This is a genomic window from Pseudomonas sp. NBRC 111143 (assembly GCF_001320965.1).
In the GTDB taxonomy this organism is placed as follows: Bacteria; Pseudomonadota; Gammaproteobacteria; order Pseudomonadales; family Pseudomonadaceae; genus Aquipseudomonas; species Aquipseudomonas machongensis.
This window is the reverse complement of the sequence record NZ_BCBT01000012.1, coordinates 48,278-65,261: the sequence shown is the minus strand read 5'-3', so window position 1 is coordinate 65,261 and position 16,984 is coordinate 48,278. Positions and strand designations below refer to the sequence as shown.

The 16,984-nt window shown below is 65.2% G+C and carries 14 protein-coding genes; 5 read left to right on the top strand and 9 right to left on the bottom strand.

Going from position 1 to position 16,984, the window contains the following annotated elements:
• Nucleotide 1 precedes the first annotated feature (1 nt).
• The 4 genes from APH44_RS09425 to APH44_RS09410 form a co-directional block, all read right to left on the bottom strand.
• Nucleotides 2-715 carry an ABC transporter permease gene (locus tag APH44_RS09425; protein WP_054892428.1) on the bottom strand — a complete coding sequence of 238 codons (714 nt, stop codon included), beginning with the start codon at nucleotides 713-715 and terminating at the stop codon, nucleotides 2-4.
• Nucleotides 712-1,413, bottom strand: coding sequence for an ABC transporter permease (locus APH44_RS09420; protein WP_054892427.1), 702 nt, complete (start codon nucleotides 1,411-1,413; stop codon nucleotides 712-714). The genes APH44_RS09425 and APH44_RS09420 overlap by 4 nt, the downstream gene beginning before the upstream one ends.
• A 94-nt stretch (nucleotides 1,414-1,507) precedes the next feature.
• The gene (locus APH44_RS09415) at nucleotides 1,508-2,287 is read right to left on the bottom strand and encodes an ABC transporter substrate-binding protein (RefSeq protein WP_054892426.1); all 780 of its coding nucleotides are present in this window, start codon (nucleotides 2,285-2,287) and stop codon (nucleotides 1,508-1,510) included.
• Between the two features lie 270 nt (nucleotides 2,288-2,557).
• The gene (locus APH44_RS09410) at nucleotides 2,558-3,487 is read right to left on the bottom strand and encodes a siderophore-interacting protein (RefSeq protein WP_054892425.1); all 930 of its coding nucleotides are present in this window, start codon (nucleotides 3,485-3,487) and stop codon (nucleotides 2,558-2,560) included.
• 138 nt (nucleotides 3,488-3,625) lie between these two features.
• On the opposite strand from APH44_RS09410, the gene APH44_RS09405 reads away from it, so the two are divergent.
• Nucleotides 3,626-5,248 (top strand): twin-arginine translocation signal domain-containing protein, encoded by a 1,623-nt coding sequence (locus APH44_RS09405; RefSeq protein ID WP_054892424.1) that lies wholly within the window; start codon nucleotides 3,626-3,628, stop codon nucleotides 5,246-5,248.
• 87 nt (nucleotides 5,249-5,335) lie between these two features.
• On the opposite strand, the gene APH44_RS09400 is transcribed toward APH44_RS09405, so the two are convergent.
• Genes APH44_RS09400 through APH44_RS09390 form a run of 3 tightly spaced genes read right to left on the bottom strand, consistent with a single transcriptional unit; the run spans nucleotide 5,336 to nucleotide 9,877 of the window.
• Nucleotides 5,336-6,730 carry an efflux transporter outer membrane subunit gene (locus APH44_RS09400; protein ID WP_054892423.1) on the bottom strand — a complete coding sequence of 465 codons (1,395 nt, stop codon included), beginning with the start codon at nucleotides 6,728-6,730 and terminating at the stop codon, nucleotides 5,336-5,338.
• 3 nt (nucleotides 6,731-6,733) lie between these two features.
• Nucleotides 6,734-8,698 carry a MacB family efflux pump subunit gene (locus tag APH44_RS09395; protein WP_054892422.1) on the bottom strand — a complete coding sequence of 655 codons (1,965 nt, stop codon included), beginning with the start codon at nucleotides 8,696-8,698 and terminating at the stop codon, nucleotides 6,734-6,736.
• Nucleotides 8,699-9,877: an efflux RND transporter periplasmic adaptor subunit gene (locus tag APH44_RS09390; RefSeq protein WP_054892421.1), complete on the bottom strand. Its 1,179-nt coding sequence runs from the start codon at nucleotides 9,875-9,877 to the stop codon at nucleotides 8,699-8,701. It abuts the gene before it with no gap.
• A 211-nt stretch (nucleotides 9,878-10,088) separates the two neighbouring features.
• Here APH44_RS09390 and APH44_RS09385 point away from each other — a divergent pair, with 211 nt between their 5' ends.
• The 3 genes from APH44_RS09385 to APH44_RS09375 all read left to right on the top strand — a co-directional run bounded on the left by APH44_RS09385 (nucleotide 10,089) and on the right by APH44_RS09375 (nucleotide 12,569).
• Entirely contained in the window at nucleotides 10,089-10,565 is a 477-nt protein-coding gene (locus tag APH44_RS09385) for a sigma-70 family RNA polymerase sigma factor (RefSeq protein ID WP_054892480.1), read from the top strand.
• A 153-nt stretch (nucleotides 10,566-10,718) separates the two neighbouring features.
• Complete coding sequence (locus tag APH44_RS09380; RefSeq protein ID WP_054892420.1) at nucleotides 10,719-11,204, top strand: response regulator; 486 nt, start codon at nucleotides 10,719-10,721, stop codon at nucleotides 11,202-11,204.
• Between the two features lie 54 nt (nucleotides 11,205-11,258).
• Entirely contained in the window at nucleotides 11,259-12,569 is a 1,311-nt protein-coding gene (locus tag APH44_RS09375) for an MFS transporter (protein ID WP_054892419.1), read from the top strand.
• Between the two features lie 53 nt (nucleotides 12,570-12,622).
• Here the strand turns inward: APH44_RS09375 and APH44_RS09370 are convergent, their stop codons facing one another.
• Together APH44_RS09370 and APH44_RS30070 are read right to left on the bottom strand one after the other, a co-directional pair.
• Nucleotides 12,623-14,563 (bottom strand): methyl-accepting chemotaxis protein, encoded by a 1,941-nt coding sequence (locus APH44_RS09370; RefSeq protein ID WP_054892418.1) that lies wholly within the window; start codon nucleotides 14,561-14,563, stop codon nucleotides 12,623-12,625.
• 217 nt (nucleotides 14,564-14,780) lie between these two features.
• On the bottom strand, nucleotides 14,781-14,954 hold the full coding sequence (locus APH44_RS30070) for a PA1571 family protein (RefSeq protein ID WP_177339369.1): 174 nt from the start codon (nucleotides 14,952-14,954) through the stop codon (nucleotides 14,781-14,783).
• Nucleotides 14,955-15,196: 242 nt separating this feature from the next.
• Here APH44_RS30070 and APH44_RS09365 point away from each other — a divergent pair, with 242 nt between their 5' ends.
• Nucleotides 15,197-16,966, top strand: coding sequence for an ABC transporter transmembrane domain-containing protein (locus tag APH44_RS09365; protein ID WP_054892417.1), 1,770 nt, complete (start codon nucleotides 15,197-15,199; stop codon nucleotides 16,964-16,966).
• The last annotated feature ends 18 nt before the right edge of the window (nucleotides 16,967-16,984 follow it).

Here is a 16,984-nt window from a genome sequence, read left to right as displayed (position 1 = left end):
ATCAGCCTCGTACGGGATCAAGGAAGCGCATCCAGCGGCGCTCGGCGAGTCGGAACAAGCCGACCAGGGCGAAGGACAGCAACATGTACAGCAGCGCAGCCACGCCGAAAGCCTGGAAGGTCAGGAAGGTCGCGGCGTTGGCGTCGCGCGCCACCTTGAGGATGTCGGCGACGGTGGCGGTGAAGGCCAGCGAGGTGGCATGCAGCATGAGGATCAGCTCGTTGCTGTAGGCCGGCAGCGAGCGGCGCAGGGCCGCCGGCAGTACCAGAAACAGGTTCAGCTTCCAGCCGCGCAGGCCATAGGCCTGGGCCGCCTCCAGTTCGCCGGCGGGCAGGTTGCGGATCGCCCCGGCGAAGATCTCCACGGTGTAGGCGCAGGTGTTGAGCACGAACGCCAGCAGGGTGCAGTTGAGTGCGTTGCGCAAGAACTGGTCGAGCAGCGCGTGTTCGCGCACCACCTCCAGGCTGTAGAGGCCTGTGTAGCAGATCAGCAACTGGATATAGAGCGGTGTGCCGCGGAACACGAAGGTGTACACCTGCACCGGCACGCGCAGCCAGCTGTGGCGCGACACCCGCGCCAGCGCCAGGGGTAGCGAAAGGACGAAACCCAGGACCATGCTCGCCAGGAACAACCACAGCGTCATGGCCAGGCCCGACAGGCCACTGCCATCGTTGTACAGATAGGCGATGCCGTATTGCTGAAGGAGTTCGATCATCGTGCCAGTCCCCGCACGCCGGTGTTGTAGCGCCGCTCAAGGTGCTTGAACAGACGATTGGAAAGGGTGGTGATCAGCAGGTAGACCAACCCGGCCAGGCACAGGAAGAACAGCATGTCGTTGGTGGTCTTGCCGGCGTTCTGCGCGGCCTTGACCAGGTCGGCCAGGCCGATGATCGACACCAGTGCAGTGGACTTGAGCAACACCAGCCAGTTGTTGCCAAGGCCTGGCAGGGCGAAACGCATCAGTTGCGGGAACAGCACCAGGCGAAAGCGCTGGGCACGGCTCAGGCCGTAGGCGGTGGCTGCCTCCAGTTGACCGGCGGGCACACTGAGGATCGCGCCGCGGAAGTTCTCGGTGAAGTAGGCGCCGTAGATGAAGCCCAGGGTCAGCACGCCGGCGCCGAAGGGGTCGATCTCCACGTAGTCCCAACCCAGTGCTTCGGTGAGGTCGTTGAGCCAGATCTGCATGCTGTAGAACAGCAACAGGATCAGCACCAGGTCCGGGACGCTGCGGATCAGTGTGGTGTAGAGGGTGGCCGGGATACGCAGCAGCTTGGAGTGCGATAGCTTGGCGCTGGCGCCGACCAGGCCGAGCAGCAGGCTGAGCAGCAACGACAGGAATGCCAGCTTCAGGGTCATCCAGGTGCCTTGGGCCAGCAACGGGCCGAAGCCTTGCAGAGAAAGCAAGTCGTTCATGAGAGGGGTCTCGTGCGACGGGATGGCTTGGGGATCGAAGCTGTCGGCGCTGGCCGCTTCGCGGGCAAGTCGGGGCCAGCGCTGGCAGCGACGATCACTCGTTGTAGATGTCCAGGTCGCCCACGTACTTCTTCTGGATTTCGGCGTAGGTGCCATCGGCGTGGATCGCCGCGATACCCTTGTCGAGCAGGGCCTTGAGCTCCGGGTCTGTCTTGCGCAGGCCCATGGCGATGTCCAGCGGCAGGCTTGGGTCCTTGATCGCCGGGCCGCTCTTGAAATCGGCGCCCTCAGGCTTGGAGAGGAAATTCAGCTGGGCTTCGAGGCGGTCGGTGACGGTAGCGTCGAGACGACCGTTCTGCAGGTCGGCGTAGTTCTGGTCCTGGGACTGGTAGGCCTTGACCTGCGCGCCGAGCGGAGTCAGCACGGCGCGGGCATAGGCCTCCTGCAGGGAACCTTGCAGTACGCCGACCTGCTTGCCCTTGAGCGACTCGGAGGTGTCGCCGAAGGTGGCGGACTTGCGCGCCACTACGGAGGTGGGGCTGAGGAACAGACGGTCGGTGAAATCGATCTGCTTCAGGCGCGCGGGCGTGACCGCCATCGATGACATGATGGCGTCGAACTTGCGCGCACGCAGCGCCGGGATCATGCCGTCGAACTCGTTGTGCACCCAGGTGCACTTGACCTGCAGCTTGGCGCAGATGGCATTGCCCAGCTCGATGTCGAAGCCTTGCAGGCTGCCATCGGCGGCGACGGATTCGAAGGGTGGGTATTCGGGGAAGACGCCGAAGCGGATTTCTGTCCATTCCTTGGCCTGGACGGCAGTGGCACACAGCGAGAACAGCAGAACGCCGAAGCGTTTTCGCATGGAGAGCATAGGTGTGGTCCCTGGGTGTTGTTATTGGTTGTAGGGCGGCGCAAGTGCGTAGGTCTGTCCGTGACTCTGGAGTCGGGGTCAGGATGCGCGAGGCAGAGGGGTTTTTTGTGTCGTTTGTGCGGGTGCTGGAGACCGGATTCGGTCGTTAACGGCGGAGCGACGGCGGAATCCGCTGTCATGACATCGATTTACAGATGTGCGACAGCGGTTTTGGTGGGTGGGCCCGGAAATAGGGCGGGTGCGATCCTGGTCGTCGCTATTCGGTCGCCGCTATTCCAGGGTGCGTCCGGCCCGCCAGTAGCCCATCAGCGTCAGGCTGTCGCGTGCCAGGCCACGCTCTTTGATCAGGTAGCGGCGGATCTCCATCACCGTCGCTGACTCGCCGGCGATCCAGGCGTGAAAGGCGGCGGCCTGGTCGCTGGCCAGCTCCCAGAGGCGCTGGTCGATGTCGACCTCCTCGAGCTCGGCGTTGCGGGGCGCTGTCGCGTTCGGCAGCGTGGCAAGTTCGTGTATCACGTGCAGCATGCCTTGGCCGTGATCGCAGGCCAGCACGTCGCGGGGCAGCCAGTGCACCCGGGTGGCCGGGCCATGGCGCAGATCAAGGCAGTCGAGTTCCAGGGGAACCTCGATAAAGGCTTCGACCGCCAGGTGCGGGCGGTTGTCGGCCAACTGTTCGAGCGCCCCGGCGATCGCCGGCAGCGCGGTCTCGTCGCCTACCAGCAGAATTTGCCGTGCCTCGCGTGGGGGCTTCCACTCATAACCGCCGGGGTCGCCGTCATAGGCGAGGTTCGGTGCAACCATCTGCAGCCGATTACCGGGACGCGCATGGGTCGCCCAGGCCGAGGCGGGGCCATTGATCCCATGCAGGACGAAATCCACCTCCACCTCCCGCTGCGCGCGTCGCAGGGCGCGCAGCGTGTAAGTGCGCATGGGGGGCGTTTGCTCCGGTGGCAGGTCGCGCCTCGCCTGCTGCCATTTCTCGTGCTGGGGGAGTCGTGGCGGCTGGCCGTCAGGGGAGGGGAAGAACAGCTTGATGCGCTGGTCCGGCGCCAGGGTGGTCATCTGCCCGATGTCTTCGCCGGTGAAGACGAAGCGACACAGCGAAGGGCTCAGGGGCACGATGGTCTTGAGTTCGACATCGAAGATCCGGTAGGCGCTGGCGCGATGCGGGCGTATCAGGCGCGACAGGAAGGAGGTCATCGGCAGCCTCTGCTGGCAAGGAGTCTTCCGAAGGAACGAGCGCCAGCGGCGGTGAATTAGACCCGGTAAATTTTGCCCGCCAGCGTACGTTCTAGCTTGGATAGAAGCCGCAGCATGGCTGGAACGGATAGAGGCGCAATGACCATTTCCCGACGAGGATTCATCGCAGGCCTGGCAGTGGCGGGGGCCGCGGGTACCGCTGCCTACTATGCGCACAAGGAGCTGACCCATGACCCTGAAGACGACATCGTCACCCCGGGCGAGGCCAGCGTCGAGCTTGCCGACCTTGCCGGGCAACTGCTGGCCGACCATTTGCGCGGTGTCTGGGATATCCGTTTCGAAGGCGCCGATGGCGGCCTTGAAGGCCTGCCGCGTGAGGGGGTCGAAGTGTTCTTCGACGTCGCCACCAAAGGCCGTGGCCTGCGCGGTTTCGTCGATACCGGCGAGCGCCTGCGGGCTGATGGGCCCGCCGCCTACCGGGTGCTGGGCGATCTGGTCGGCGCGTCGTCTGCCCAGGTGCGCTGGCGTCTGCTCAGTGAGAAAGGCGGACCGGGCTATGAGTGCGTGGCCAGCCTCGACGAGGTGTGGGGCGAGTTCGCCAACGCCGGCAGCGGCACCCTCAGCGGCCGCTTGCAGCGCCTGGATCGTCCCTTGACCTTGCCGGTGGCGGACAGCCGTTTCGTTGCCGTCAAGCGCCTGTTCCCAGAGGCGCGTGAGCGCCTGCCCTATACCCCGGCCATGCAGGCCTGGGTCATCAGCCCCGAGCACCGTCTTTTCCACCAGCTCTGGCATGCGACCCGCGACCAGTGGCACAAGATTCCCGAAGACAAGCGCAATGCGTTGCGCGGCCTGGGCTGGCAGCCAGGGCCGCGGGACCGCGAACGCGATGCCCGCGGGCCGCGCAAGCACCGCAATGGTTCGGGCGTGGACTTTCTGTTCATGCACCGGCACATGCTCGATGCTGCACGCGCCCTGCAGGACCTGCCCTCCTGGCAGCGCTTTCCGCTGCCGCAGCCCAATGTCGAGTTCGACCGGCAGGGTTTTGCCCGCTATTACGACAACCACGACGGCTGCTGCGTGCCGCCGCCCTGGCAAGCGCCGGGCGACGACGAGTATGGTCAGTGGGTGTCGGCGATCAAGGCCGGGGAGACCTTCTGCAGCAATTTCCAGGTCTGGGAATCGCAATACCAGGACCCGCAGTACCTGTCGAAGCTGAGCCTGGGCACCTTCGGCTCGGAAGTGGAAATGAACCTGCACGACTGGCTGCACATGTGCTGGGCCTCGGTCCCCCGGGACCCGTCCAACAGTGCACCGGTGCCCTTTGCGCGCGACCCGTCGGATTTTGCCGGGCGCTGGTTCGGCCGCGAGAACGACTTCCTGGGCGATCCGTTTTCCTCTCACGTACACCCGGTGTTCTGGGGTTTCCACGGCTGGATCGACGACCGGATCGAAGACTGGTATCGCGCCCATGAGCGCTATCACCCGGGCCAGGTGCGGCGCCTGGAGGTCAATGGCGTGAAGTGGTTCGCGCCGGGCCCTTGGGTGGAAGTCGCAGATCCTTGGCTGGGGCCGGACACGCATGGGTGCAGCACCACGCCGGGGATTCGTCCGGGCAAGACGGTGGAGATGGATGTCGAGGTGATGAAGCTTGCGCTGCGTATCACCTTCGGCGAAGAGGACGGCATCGCCGACCTGCTGCGGCGGGTGCCGCGTCGGCCTTGGTATGCGCGTAACCTGTCGATGAAAAATATTCTTTCCTGAGTAACATCGAGTCGTGCTTTTCGCGGGCAAGTCGCAGCGGCGGTTCGCCGCTGCGACTTGCCCGCGAAGAAGACAACCCGCGCCTTCTCAAAGCCTCCACCCTCCGCCCAACGCCTTGTACAGCGCCACGCTCCCCTGCAACCTGGCCAGGCGCAGTTGCGCCTGCTGGTCTTCAGCCAGGTACAGGGTGCGCTGGGTTTCCAGTACCGTCAGCAAGGTCTCGGCCCCCGAGGCATAGCGCTGTTCGGCGAGGCTGAAGGCGATGCGCGCCTGTTCCACTTCCTGATCCTGCCACTGGCGTTGCCGGTCGACGCCGTCGATCGCGTTGAGCGCCTTCTCCACGTCGGCAAATCCCGCCACGATCTGGGCGCGATAATTCTCCAGCAACTCTTCCTGGCGCGCCTTGGCCTGGTCGCGTTCGGCGCCGCGTCGGCCTCGGTCGAAGATGGGCGCGGTGAGGGCGGTGGTGAGGGTATAGAAGGGGCTGTCGAGCACGTTGGCGAAGGTCCGGGCACCACTGCCCAGGTCGGCGCCCAGTACCACGCGCGGCAGCATGGCGGCCCTGGCGACCTGCACGTCGGCGCTGGCCGCCGCCAGGCGTGCCTCCGCGGCGGCGATGTCCGGGCGGCGACTGAGCAGTGCGCTGGGTACGCCGCTGCCGATGCCTGGCCAGTTCAGTGCACTGATCGACTCCTGGCTGGTGCCCAGGCTCTGCACCGGATCACCGAGCAGGGTGGCGAGTGTGACGCGGTTGTCCTGCCACTGTTGCTCCAGCAACGGCACCTGGCGCTCCTGGGCGGCGACCAGGCCGCGTTGCTGGGCCAGTTCCAGGCGGGTCGCCGAACCCGAGCGTTCACGGGCTTCGACCAGGCGCAGGACATTGCGCGCGTTGTCCAGGTTGAGTCGGGCGATACGCCGTTGCTCTTGCAGTGCCAGCCCTTGCAGGTAGCTGTCGGCGACAGCGCTGAACAAGGTGAGCTCGACCGTCTGGCGGTCGAATCGGCTGGCGTCGAGGTTGCGCAATGCACTGTCGCGGGCGGCGCGCAGGCCGCCCCAGAAATCGATTTCGTAACTGGCGCTCAGGCGCGTGGCGAAGGCGGTACTGGTGCGTTCGCTGCTGGTGGCGTCGAGCTGGTCGTTACCGTCGCCGCGCAGCAGGCGTTGGCGGCTGCCGTCCATCCCGAACTGCAGTTCGGGCAACAACGGCGCTCCGGCGATCACGGCGCGCGCCTGGGCCTGGCGCACCCGTGCGGCAGCGGCCGCCAGGTCGTGGCTGTTGCTGCGGGCGCGCTCGATCAGGCGATCCAGTTCGCGGCTGGCGAACGCCTGCCACCAGGCGCTGTCCGGCGGCACCTGATGGGTGTCGGTGGCGCCTTGCCAAGTGGGCGGTGGCGTGATGTCGGCCTGCGGCGGCGGTGTGCTGTTGCAGGCGGCGAGGCAGAGGCTCAGGGTCAGCAGGCTGATGCGGCTTGGCAATGTCATGGGCTACACGCTGGTAAGGGCTTTGACCGGGTCGAGTCGGGCGGCTTTGCGCGCCGGCATGAAGCCGAACACGACACCGGTGATCACGGCGCAGGCAAAGGCGCCGAGGATGGCGGGCAGGGCGAAGGCCACGGCGATATCGGCCAGCAGCAGCGCACCGCCGATGGTCAGGGCCAGGGCGATGCCGGTCACGCCGCCGACCATCGACAGCATCACCGCCTCGGTGAGGAACTGGCGCAGGATGTCGCGCTGGCGAGCGCCGGTGGCCATGCGGATACCGATCTCGCGGGTACGTTCACGCACGGTCATGAGCATGATGTTCATCACCCCGATGCCGCCGACCAACAGCGAGATGGCGGCAATCGCGCCGAGCATCAGCGACAGGCTGTTCTGGGTGCGCGCCTCGGCCTGGATCAGCGCCGCGTCGTTGGTCAGGTCGAAATCCTGCTTGCCCTGGTGACGTTTGCGCATCAGGTGGGCGATGGCCGCTTCGGTCTCCGAGACCCGGCTGGAGTCGGCAGCGGTGATGATCACGTATTCGGGATCGTGCTTGCCGAACAGGCGCATGGAGGCGGCCGAGTAGGGCACCACGATGCGCTCGTCGCTGTCCTGGTTGCCAGAGCTTGCGCCTTTGGCCGCGAGCACGCCGACGATCTGGAAGGGTACGTTCTCGATCAGCAGGTACTGGCCCAGCGGATTGCTGCCGGGGGGCAGGAGCTTTTCCTTAACCTTCTGGCCGATCACCGCCACGGCGGCGCCGCTGCGCTCGTCGGCGTCGGTGAACAGGCTGCCTTCGACCACCGGCCAGTTGAGAATGTGCGGGAACTCGGTGTTGTTGCCCCCCACGTAGAACGACTGGTTGTTGTTGCCGTGGCGAACCATCAGCTCGCCGCCGATCACCGGCATGATGCGCTGCACCTGGGGCAGGCCGGCGATGGCGGCTACGTCGTCGAGGGAGACCAGGCCCGCCGCTTCGCGGGCGGTGGCGTGCTTGCCGCTAAGGTAGAGGATGTTGGAGCCGAAGGCGGCCATCTGCGCCATCACCTGGCGCTTGCTGCCTTCGCCGACGGCGAGCATCACCACCACCGAGGCCACGCCGATAACGATGCCGAGCAGGGTCAGGGCAGTGCGGAAGCGGTTGATCCACATGACCCGCCAGGCGGCCTGCAGCGATTCGACCAACTCGCCTTTCCAGGCGCCGCGCTGGCTGGCGCCGCGGTCCAGACGCTGGCGCAGATCATCGGCCTGCAAGCCAGGTGTGGGCGCAGCGGGGGAGCGATCGGCGGCCGAGTCGCTGATGATCGCGCCGTCGCGGATCTCGATGATCCGCCGCGCCCGCGCCGCCACCTCACGGTCGTGGGTGATGAGGATGATCACGTGACCTTGGCTGGCCAGTTCGTCCAGCAGTGTCATGACCTCGGCGCCGCTGTGGCTGTCGAGGGCGCCGGTGGGTTCGTCGGCGAGAATGATGTGGCCGCCATTCATCAGTGCCCGGGCGATCGATACCCGTTGCTGCTGGCCCCCGGACAGCTGGTGAGGGCGGTTGCCGGTGCGGCTGGCCAGGCCCAGGCGTTCGAGCAGCGCGGCGGCGCGCGCATGGCGTTCGGCTGCAGGGGTACCGGCGTAGATCGCCGGCATCTCGACGTTCTCCTGGGCCGAGCCTGAGGGAATCAGGTGATAGCCCTGGAACACGAAACCGAAGGCCTCGCGGCGCAGCCAGGCCAGTTCGTCGCTGTCGAGCTCGGCGACGTCACGGCCAGCGAAGCGATAGCTGCCTCGGGAGGGGCGGTCGAGGCAGCCCAGGATGTTCATCAGGGTGGATTTGCCGGACCCGGAGGCGCCGACGATGGCGACGAACTCGCCAGGCTGGATGCTCAGGCTGATACCACGCAGCACCTGGACCTCGGGCGAGTCGATGCCGCCGTAGACCTTGTGGATGTCATCGAGCTCGATCAGCGGTGCGTTCATTCAGCCTCCGCTGGCGCGTGGTGCGCCGATGACCAGTTGCTCGCCTTCGCTCAGGCCGTCGAGGATCTGTACCCGCAGGCGATCGCTCAAGCCGGTGCGTACCTGGCGCTGTTCGACCTTGCCGTTACGGTTCAGGACCTGCGCCAGGCGCATGCCCTCGGTGGGCGCGTCGTCCAGCGCCGCCAGCGGCGCGGTGAGCACATGGCTGGCCTGGCCTGCGACGAAGAACACCTGGGTGGTCATCTCGGCCATCAGGGCGCCGTCAGGGTTTTCCACGTCGAGCAGTACCGTGTACTGCACCACCTTGCTGCCGGTGGTGCCGCTGCTGGCGCTGGCCGGGCTGCCGCCGCCCTGGCTGGTCTGGTCGAGCGGCTTGGGTGGGATCGGCAGGATCTGGCGCACGGTGCTGGTCCAGCGGCGTTTGCCACCGGCCAGTGTCGTGAAGTAGGCGGTCATGCCAGGCTTGACTTGGCCGATGTCGGCCTCCGAAACCTGGGCCCAGACGGTCATCGGCGACAGGCGGGCAATGCGCAGGATCAGCGGGGTCTGCTGCTGGGCGTTGAGGGTCTGGCCTTCGCGCGCATCCACCGCCACCACGGTGCCGTCCATCGGTGCGTAGATCCGCGTATAGCCGAGTTCTGCCTCGTCGCTGCGCAGGCTGGCCTGGGCCTGGCGGATCTGCGCCTGGTACATGTCGATGCGTGCCTGGGTCACCTTGAGCTGCGCCTGGGCCTGCTGGACATCCTCCTGGCGGGTCGCGCCGGCCCTGGCCAGGTCTTGCTGGCGCTGAAACTGCTGTTGGGCCAGCAGATACTGGGCACGCTGTTCGGCAAGCTGGGCCTTGAGGTTCTCGATCGAGTAGCGGCCGGCGTCCAGGCGCGCCTGTTGAGTGGAGGGGTCGATCTCCACCAGCAGTTGGCCCTTGCGCACTTCATCGCCGACTTCCACGTGCAGTTTGCGGATCTGCCCGGAGGCCTGGGCGCCGACATCCACGTAGCGACGGGGCTGCAGGGTGCCAAGGGCGGTGACGCTGCTTTCGATGTCGCCGCGGGTGACCTGCACGGTGCTGACCGGCAGAGTGCCGAACGGCAGGGCTTTCCAGGCCAGCAGGCTGCCCAGCGCGATCAGGCCCAGGCCGCCGAGAACGACGCGGCGACGGAGTGTGGATGTACGTCTCATGCAGACTTCCAGCCAGGGATGAAGGGCGTGTCGCGCCTTTCAGGGCACGCACGGAGGTCACAGTTAGACGAACGCTGGGGAAATGGATTTAGCCGCAGGTGAGAGGGTGTGTTGCTGAGAATGGTTGTAATTTGTAAGATGACACGCTGATATCACTGATGCGTATTTTCAATCGCATTGACGTTGCCCAACGGGAGAGGCAAGGGCCGTGGTGGAACATTACTATCGCGAACTGGTGAGTTTCCTCTCCTCGCGGCTGGGCAGCCGGCACGCGGCAGAAGATGTTGCCCATGACGCCTGCCTGCGCCTGCTCGAGCGCGGCGGTCACCCGCCGATCGAGCGACCCCGTTCCTTCCTCTACCGCACGGCACTGAACCTGGTGATCGACCGGCACCGACGTCAGTCGGTGCGTCAGTCCGAGCCGCTTGAAGTGCTGGACAGCGACGAGCGCTGGCACAGTCCGGCACCGTCCCAGCTGCTGCACCTCGATGAGCGCCTGGAGATGGTTCGGCGCGCACTGGACGAGTTGAGTGCGCCGTGCCGCGAGAGCTTCCTGCTGCGCAAGCTCGAGGGTCTGTCGCATCCACAGATCGCCGAGCGCCTCGGGGTTTCGCAGAGCGTGGTGGAAAAGCACATCGTCAATGCCATGAAGCACTGTCGCTTGCGCATGCGTCAGTGGGAGCAGTGAAAAGCGCGTGAAACAGGGGTGAAAAATCCCTGTGCAGCGCCTTGATTTATCGTCGGTTCCCGACAACTATCAAGAAAGAGACCCGTCATTGCCCGCACAGGCGCAGCAAGGCCAGGCAGTGTCTCTGACCACCTTGCCGCCAGGGTCCGGACCATGCCGAACAAGTCCATGCGTATCCTCATCGCCGACGAGCATCCCGGTCAGCGCCTGCAGCTGGAACGCATGCTCAATGGCTTGGGCTACTACCGGATCGCCCCGGTGGAAAGCTTCGACGACCTGCAGCGCCTGGTGCAGAGCGCGTTGCACCCGTTCCAGCTGTTGGTGGGCAATATCGAACTGGGCAGCCATGCCGGCGTCGATCTGGCCCGCTTCTGCCGCGTCAGTCCGCAGATCCAGCATGTGCTGCTGTACCACTCCCAGCATCTGAAAGTGCCGAGCGTCGCGCCGAGCGAACGCCAGGCGGTCAGTGTCAGCCTGCCCAAGGTGCCCGATAGCGAGGCACTGGAATCGTTCATGGCGATCATCGACACCCCGCAGTTGCTGGGGCAGGTTGCGCTGCCGTCGGCGCTCGCTGGCGGTGCAGGCAACTCCTGGCGGCGGATGACCTTCTCGCACAACGCCTTCAGCCGTTCCAGCTGAGACGCATCGGCTTTTGCTATCCTCTTGCCCTTTGCCGATCTGCGGAACCCAGAAATGACTGCCATCGATACCGCTCGCGCGCCTCGTTTCAGCCGCGGCGATCACCGTACCCTGGGCCTTGCGGCCCTTGGCGGCGCGCTGGAGATCTACGATTTCATCATCTTCGTGTTCTTCGCCCTGACCCTGAGCCAGCTGTTCTTCCCGCCACAGATGCCGGAGTGGCTGCGCCTGCTGCAGAGCTTCGGGATCTTCGTCACCGGCTACCTGGCACGCCCTCTGGGCGGCATTCTCATGGCGCACTTCGCCGACCACCTTGGGCGCAAGCGCGTGTTCAGCCTGAGCATCCTGATGATGGCCCTGCCATGCCTGCTGATCGGAGTCATGCCGACCTACGCCGACATCGGCTACGCCGCTCCTCTGCTGCTGCTGGCCCTGCGCATCCTGCAGGGCGCTGCGGTAGGTGGTGAGGTGCCCAGCGCCTGGACCTTCGTGGCCGAGCACGCACCGCCTGGGCGTCGCGGCTACGCCCTGGGCTTCCTGCAGGCGGGGCTGACCTTCGGTTACCTGCTTGGCGCGCTGATCGCCACCTTGCTGGCGCGGCTCTACACCCCACAGGAAATCCTCGACTTCGCCTGGCGTTATCCCTTCCTGCTCGGTGGGGTGTTCGGCGTGTTCGGTGTCTGGCTGCGCCGTTGGCTGAGCGAGACGCCAGTGTTTCTTGCCCTGCGTGAGCGGCAGGCGCCGCCCGTGGCATTTCCGCTGCGCATGGTGCTCACCGACCACCGCGCTTCGTTGATCCCGGCCGCGTTGCTGACGTGCGTGTTGACCTCTGCGGTGGTGGTGCTGGTGGTGATCACCCCGACGGTCATGCAGCAGCGCTTCGGGATCGATGCCGGGCATACCTTCGCGCTCAGCAGTGTGGGTATCGTCTTTCTCAATATCGGTTGCGTACTGGCGGGGCTGCTGGTTGACCGCATCGGCGCCTGGCGTGCGGTGACGATCTACAGCCTGTTGCTGCCGCTGGGGATCGGCGTGCTGTATGCCAGCCTGGTAGGGCAGTGGGGCTGGACCTGGGCGGCTTATGCGTTAGCCGGGTTGTCGTGTGGCGTGGTGGGGGTGGTGCCATCGGTGATGGTCGGGCTGTTCCCGGCGCAGATCCGGGTGTCGGGGATTTCCTTCACTTACAACCTGGCCTATGCCCTTTGGGCGAGCACCACGCCCTTGGCACTGATTGCGCTGATGCCGTGGAGCCCCTGGGTGTGCGTCGGGTTCTGCCTGATCATGGGCGTGGTCGGGGCCCTGACCAGCGTCTTCTACGCCCAGGCCACGCCCCTGTGTGCCGAGGAGCGTGCGGTCGGTTGTTGAGTGTGCAGGCGCGCGGCACGTCGGGGCGCCGAACCGGCGCCCCACAAGGAGGGTCAGGACTTGAAGCGCCCGACCAGGCCGTTCAACTCTTCCGATAGCTGCGACAGCCTGCCCGAGTCCGATTGCGCCGAGCTGGCCAGGCCTTCCACCAGCCTTGCCTCGTCGTAGATCTGCTGGATGTGCCGGTTGATCTCTTCGGCCACGCTGTGCTGCTCTTCGGCAGCCGCCGAGATCTGCAGGTTCTGATCGCGGATCTCGTTCACCGACAGCTGGATACCCTCGAAGCTGTCCCGCGCACGTGCGATCGACGACACGCTGGCCCGCGACAGGTCCAGGCAGCTTTCCATCTTCTGCGACACCTCCTGGGTCTTGTTGCCCAGGGTGTTGAGCAATTGGTCGATCTCGCCGGTGGAGTCGGCGGTACGCTTGGCCAGCGCCCGCACTTCATCGGCGACCACGGCGAAACCGCGGCCCTGGTCACCGGCACGGGCAGCCTCGATCGCTGCGTTCAGTGCCAGCAGGTTGGTTTGTTCGGCGATGGCGCGGATGGTGCCGAGGATCTGGTTGATGTTGCGGCTGCCTTCCTCGAGCTCGACCATCGCCTGCGACGACTCGCTCAGGCGGCTACCCAGGCGATTGACGTTGTCGGTGGTCAACTCGATCTGCTGCTTGCCCTCGGCGACGCGGTGATGGCCGTTCTCTGCGGCGTCGGCTGCGCTGCTGCAGGACCGCGCGACCTCGTTGGCGGTGGCGACCATCTCGTTGAAGGCGGTGGACACCAGTTCCACGGCCTCACGCTGGCGCCCTGCGGCTTCGTTCATGTTGCCGGCCAGTTCGCTGTTGGCCCGCGATGCCTCGTGCAGGTTGCCCGAGGCGGCGCCGATGTGCTGGATGAGTTGGCGGATCGCCGCGAGGAACTTGTTGAACCAGCCGGCCAGCTCGGCGGTTTCGTCCTTGCCCTGGATCACCAGGTCCTGGCGCAGGTCGCCTTCGCCCTGGGCGATCTGCTGCAAGCCCGTGCTGACCTGGCCGATAGGCTTGACGATGACCCGCGAGAACGCGGCTGCAACCAGGGCGAAGACCAGTGCCAGTACCAGCACGATGACGGCGGTGAGGTAGGTCATGTGGGTGGCCGCGCCCATCACTTCGCTGTACTCGATCAGGCCGACGAAGCGCCAGCCCAGGTCAGGCGAGGTCCAGACATTGGCCATGTAGCGCACACCCTCGATCACCACCTCGGTGGATCCTTGCTCGGTGGCTGCCAGTTGTGCGTAGGGCTCGCCAAGGTCCTTCAGTTGCTTGAAACCATGGCTGGCATCACGTGGATCAACCAGTACGGTGCCGTTCTCGATCAGCATCACGTAGCCGCTCTTGCCCAGCTTGATGCTCTTGACCAGCTCGGTGAGGTTCTTCAGCGACACGCTGACCACGAACACCCCCTTGGGCTTGCCGCTGGCATCGTTGAGCGTACGCGCGGTGCCGACCAGGGCGACGTCGTCCTTGTCGTAGTAGTAGGCGGCGGTGCGCACGGTCTTGCCTGGGGTGGCCATGGCGGCCTTGTACCAGGGGCGTGCGCGTGGATCGTAGCTGGCCAGTTTCGGGTCATCCGGCCATTTGGCGTAAGTGCCGTCTTCGAGGCCGATGGAGATGATGGCGGCCGCAGGATGAGTGGCGCCGTAGCGGGCAAAGGCGTCGATGACCTGTTGGGTGGCTGCAGGCATGGGGTGGCTGGCAGCGTCGGCAGAGGTGTAATCCTTGAGTGTACCCACTGATTTGTATACAGGATCCGTCGCCATTTGTTCTACGTTCTGCAGCGTGCCGTCGAAGAACTGCCGCATGTTGCCGTCGATCTGACGAATTTCGCGGGTGCTGCCGTCGAGGAACTGATCCACCGCCTCAGCGCGGATGTTCACCACGGAAATCACACCGACCAGGGCCACCGGGATGAAAGCCACCAATACGAACGCGAGCACCAGCTTATTTTTTATCTTCATCGGGACGAACCATTCGTGGGAGTGAAAAGCAGGGAGCCATTTCGCACGCGTGATGGCTAACTGCTATTTATCCTGTTTCGGCGCGTCGCGGTGAAATCTTTAGCGCATATTTCGTGTACAAAAAAATAAATGATTGTTCCGGGTTGTCGGGCCTGCCCGGGGCGCAGAAACGAAAAACCCGGCGCAAGCGCCGGGTTGTAAGGGATTCATGGGCTTTTCAAGCCTTGCGGGCTTTCTCCACCCGGCTCTGCTCGAGCTCCTTGCAGGCCTCCTGGATCATCTGTTCGGTGATCGGAACCTCACGGCCCTGGGCATCGATGATCGAGCCACACACCTGCGGCTTCGGGGGCTGGGCGTTTTTCACGGTGTCGCTGCTATGTTGCAAGCTCATTTCCTGTCTCCTCATCAGGTTGCAAGCTCAGGGTAACCACTCGCCGTGACTGACCTGTGACAGCTCCTTCGGTATCACGACAGGCACAGTGCAACAGAAAGTGCAGTAAAGCTCCAGTGACGGGTTAGATCGATAAGCTATAGCCACTGGCCCTACCGAACTGCGACCCCGTGGCGGTTGCAGGCGTTCCACTCGGGCAGATGAATGGTAGTCTGCAGGTTTCCCGCTCACCGGTCCGCACCATGTCCGATCCGCTTTCCTCCCGCCAGCGCCGCGCCTTGGGGCTGGCCTGGCAATTCGTGCGTCCCTATCGCCGACAGGCCATGCTGGCCTTGCTGGCGCTGATCGTCACGGCAGCCATCACCCTGTCCATGGGCCAGGGTATTCGCCTGCTGGTGGATCAGGGTTTCATGACCGGTTCTGCGCACCAGCTCAACCAGACGATTGCGCTGTTCATGGTGCTGGTGCTGGCCTTGGCGGTCGGAACCTTCAGCCGCTTCTACCTGGTGTCGTGGATTGGCGAGCGTTGCGTCGCTGATATCCGCCGTGCGGTGTTCGATCACTTGATCAGCCTGCATCCGGGGTTCTTCGAGGATAACCGCAGCTCGGAGATCCAGTCGCGGCTGACCGCTGATACCACGCTGCTGCAATCGGTGATCGGCTCGTCGCTGTCGATGTTCCTGCGTAATGCGCTGATGGTGCTGGGCGGGGTGGTGCTGCTGTTCGTCACCAATCCCAAGTTGACCAGTATCGTAGTGCTGGCGCTGCCGCTGGTGCTGTCGCCGATCCTGCTGTTCGGCCGGCGGGTGCGCAGCCTGTCACGCCAGAGCCAGGACAGGGTCGCTGACGTCGGCAGCTACGTCGCCGAGACGTTGGGGCAGATCAAGACCGTGCAGGCCTACAACCACCAGGCCCATGATCGCCAGTTGTTCACCGATACCGTCGAGGCGGCTTTCGATGTGGCGCGCCGGCGCATTGCCCAGCGGGCGTGGTTGATCACCGTGGTGATCGTTCTGGTCCTGGGCGCCGTGGCCATCATGCTCTGGGTCGGCGGCATGGATGTGATTGCCGGGCGCATCTCCGGGGGCGAGCTGGCCGCGTTCGTGTTCTACAGCCTGATCGTGGGCAGCGCCGTGGGCACCTTGAGCGAAGTGATCGGTGAGTTGCAGCGGGCTGCCGGGGCCGCCGAGCGTATTGCCGAGTTGCTGGCGGCAAGCAGCGCGATCGTACCGCCGTCGCAGCCCTCGACACTGCCCGGCGCTCGGGCCAGCGGGCAGATCGAGTTGCGCGATGTGCACTTCGCTTATCCGTCACGCCCGTCGGTGGCTGCCATCGATGGCCTGAGCCTGGTCATAGCACCTGGGCAGACCGTGGCGTTGGTGGGGCCATCGGGGGCGGGCAAGTCGACGCTGTTCGACCTGCTGCTGCGTTTTCACGATCCACAGTCCGGTAGCATTCTGCTCGATGGACAGCCGATTGCAGCGCTAGACCCCGACGACCTGCGTCGCCAGTTCGCTCTGGTGGCGCAGAACCCTGCGCTGTTTCGCGGCACGGTCGAGGCCAATATCCGCTACGGAAGGCCGCAGGCGAGTGCCGCCCAGGTCGAGGCGGCGGCGCGCAGTGCCCATGCTCACGAATTCATCCAGCAATTGCCCCAGGGCTACCAGACGCCGCTGGGCGAGGATGGCGTCGGCCTGTCGGGTGGTCAGCGCCAGCGCCTGGCGATTGCCCGGGCGCTGCTGGTGGATGCGCCGGTGCTGCTGCTCGATGAGGCTACCAGCGCACTCGACGCGCAGAGCGAGCACCTGATCCAGCAGGCCTTGCCGCAGTTGATGGCCGGGCGTACCACCTTGGTGATCGCCCACAGGCTGGCGACCGTGCAGCATGCCGATCGCATTGCGGTGATCGACCAGGGTAGGGTGGTTGCTGTCGGCAGTCATCGCCAACTGGTCGAGGAAAACCCACTCTATGCCAGGTTGGCGGCGCTGCAATTCGCGGCAGGCAGCGCCTGAATGGCGATCACCCAGGCA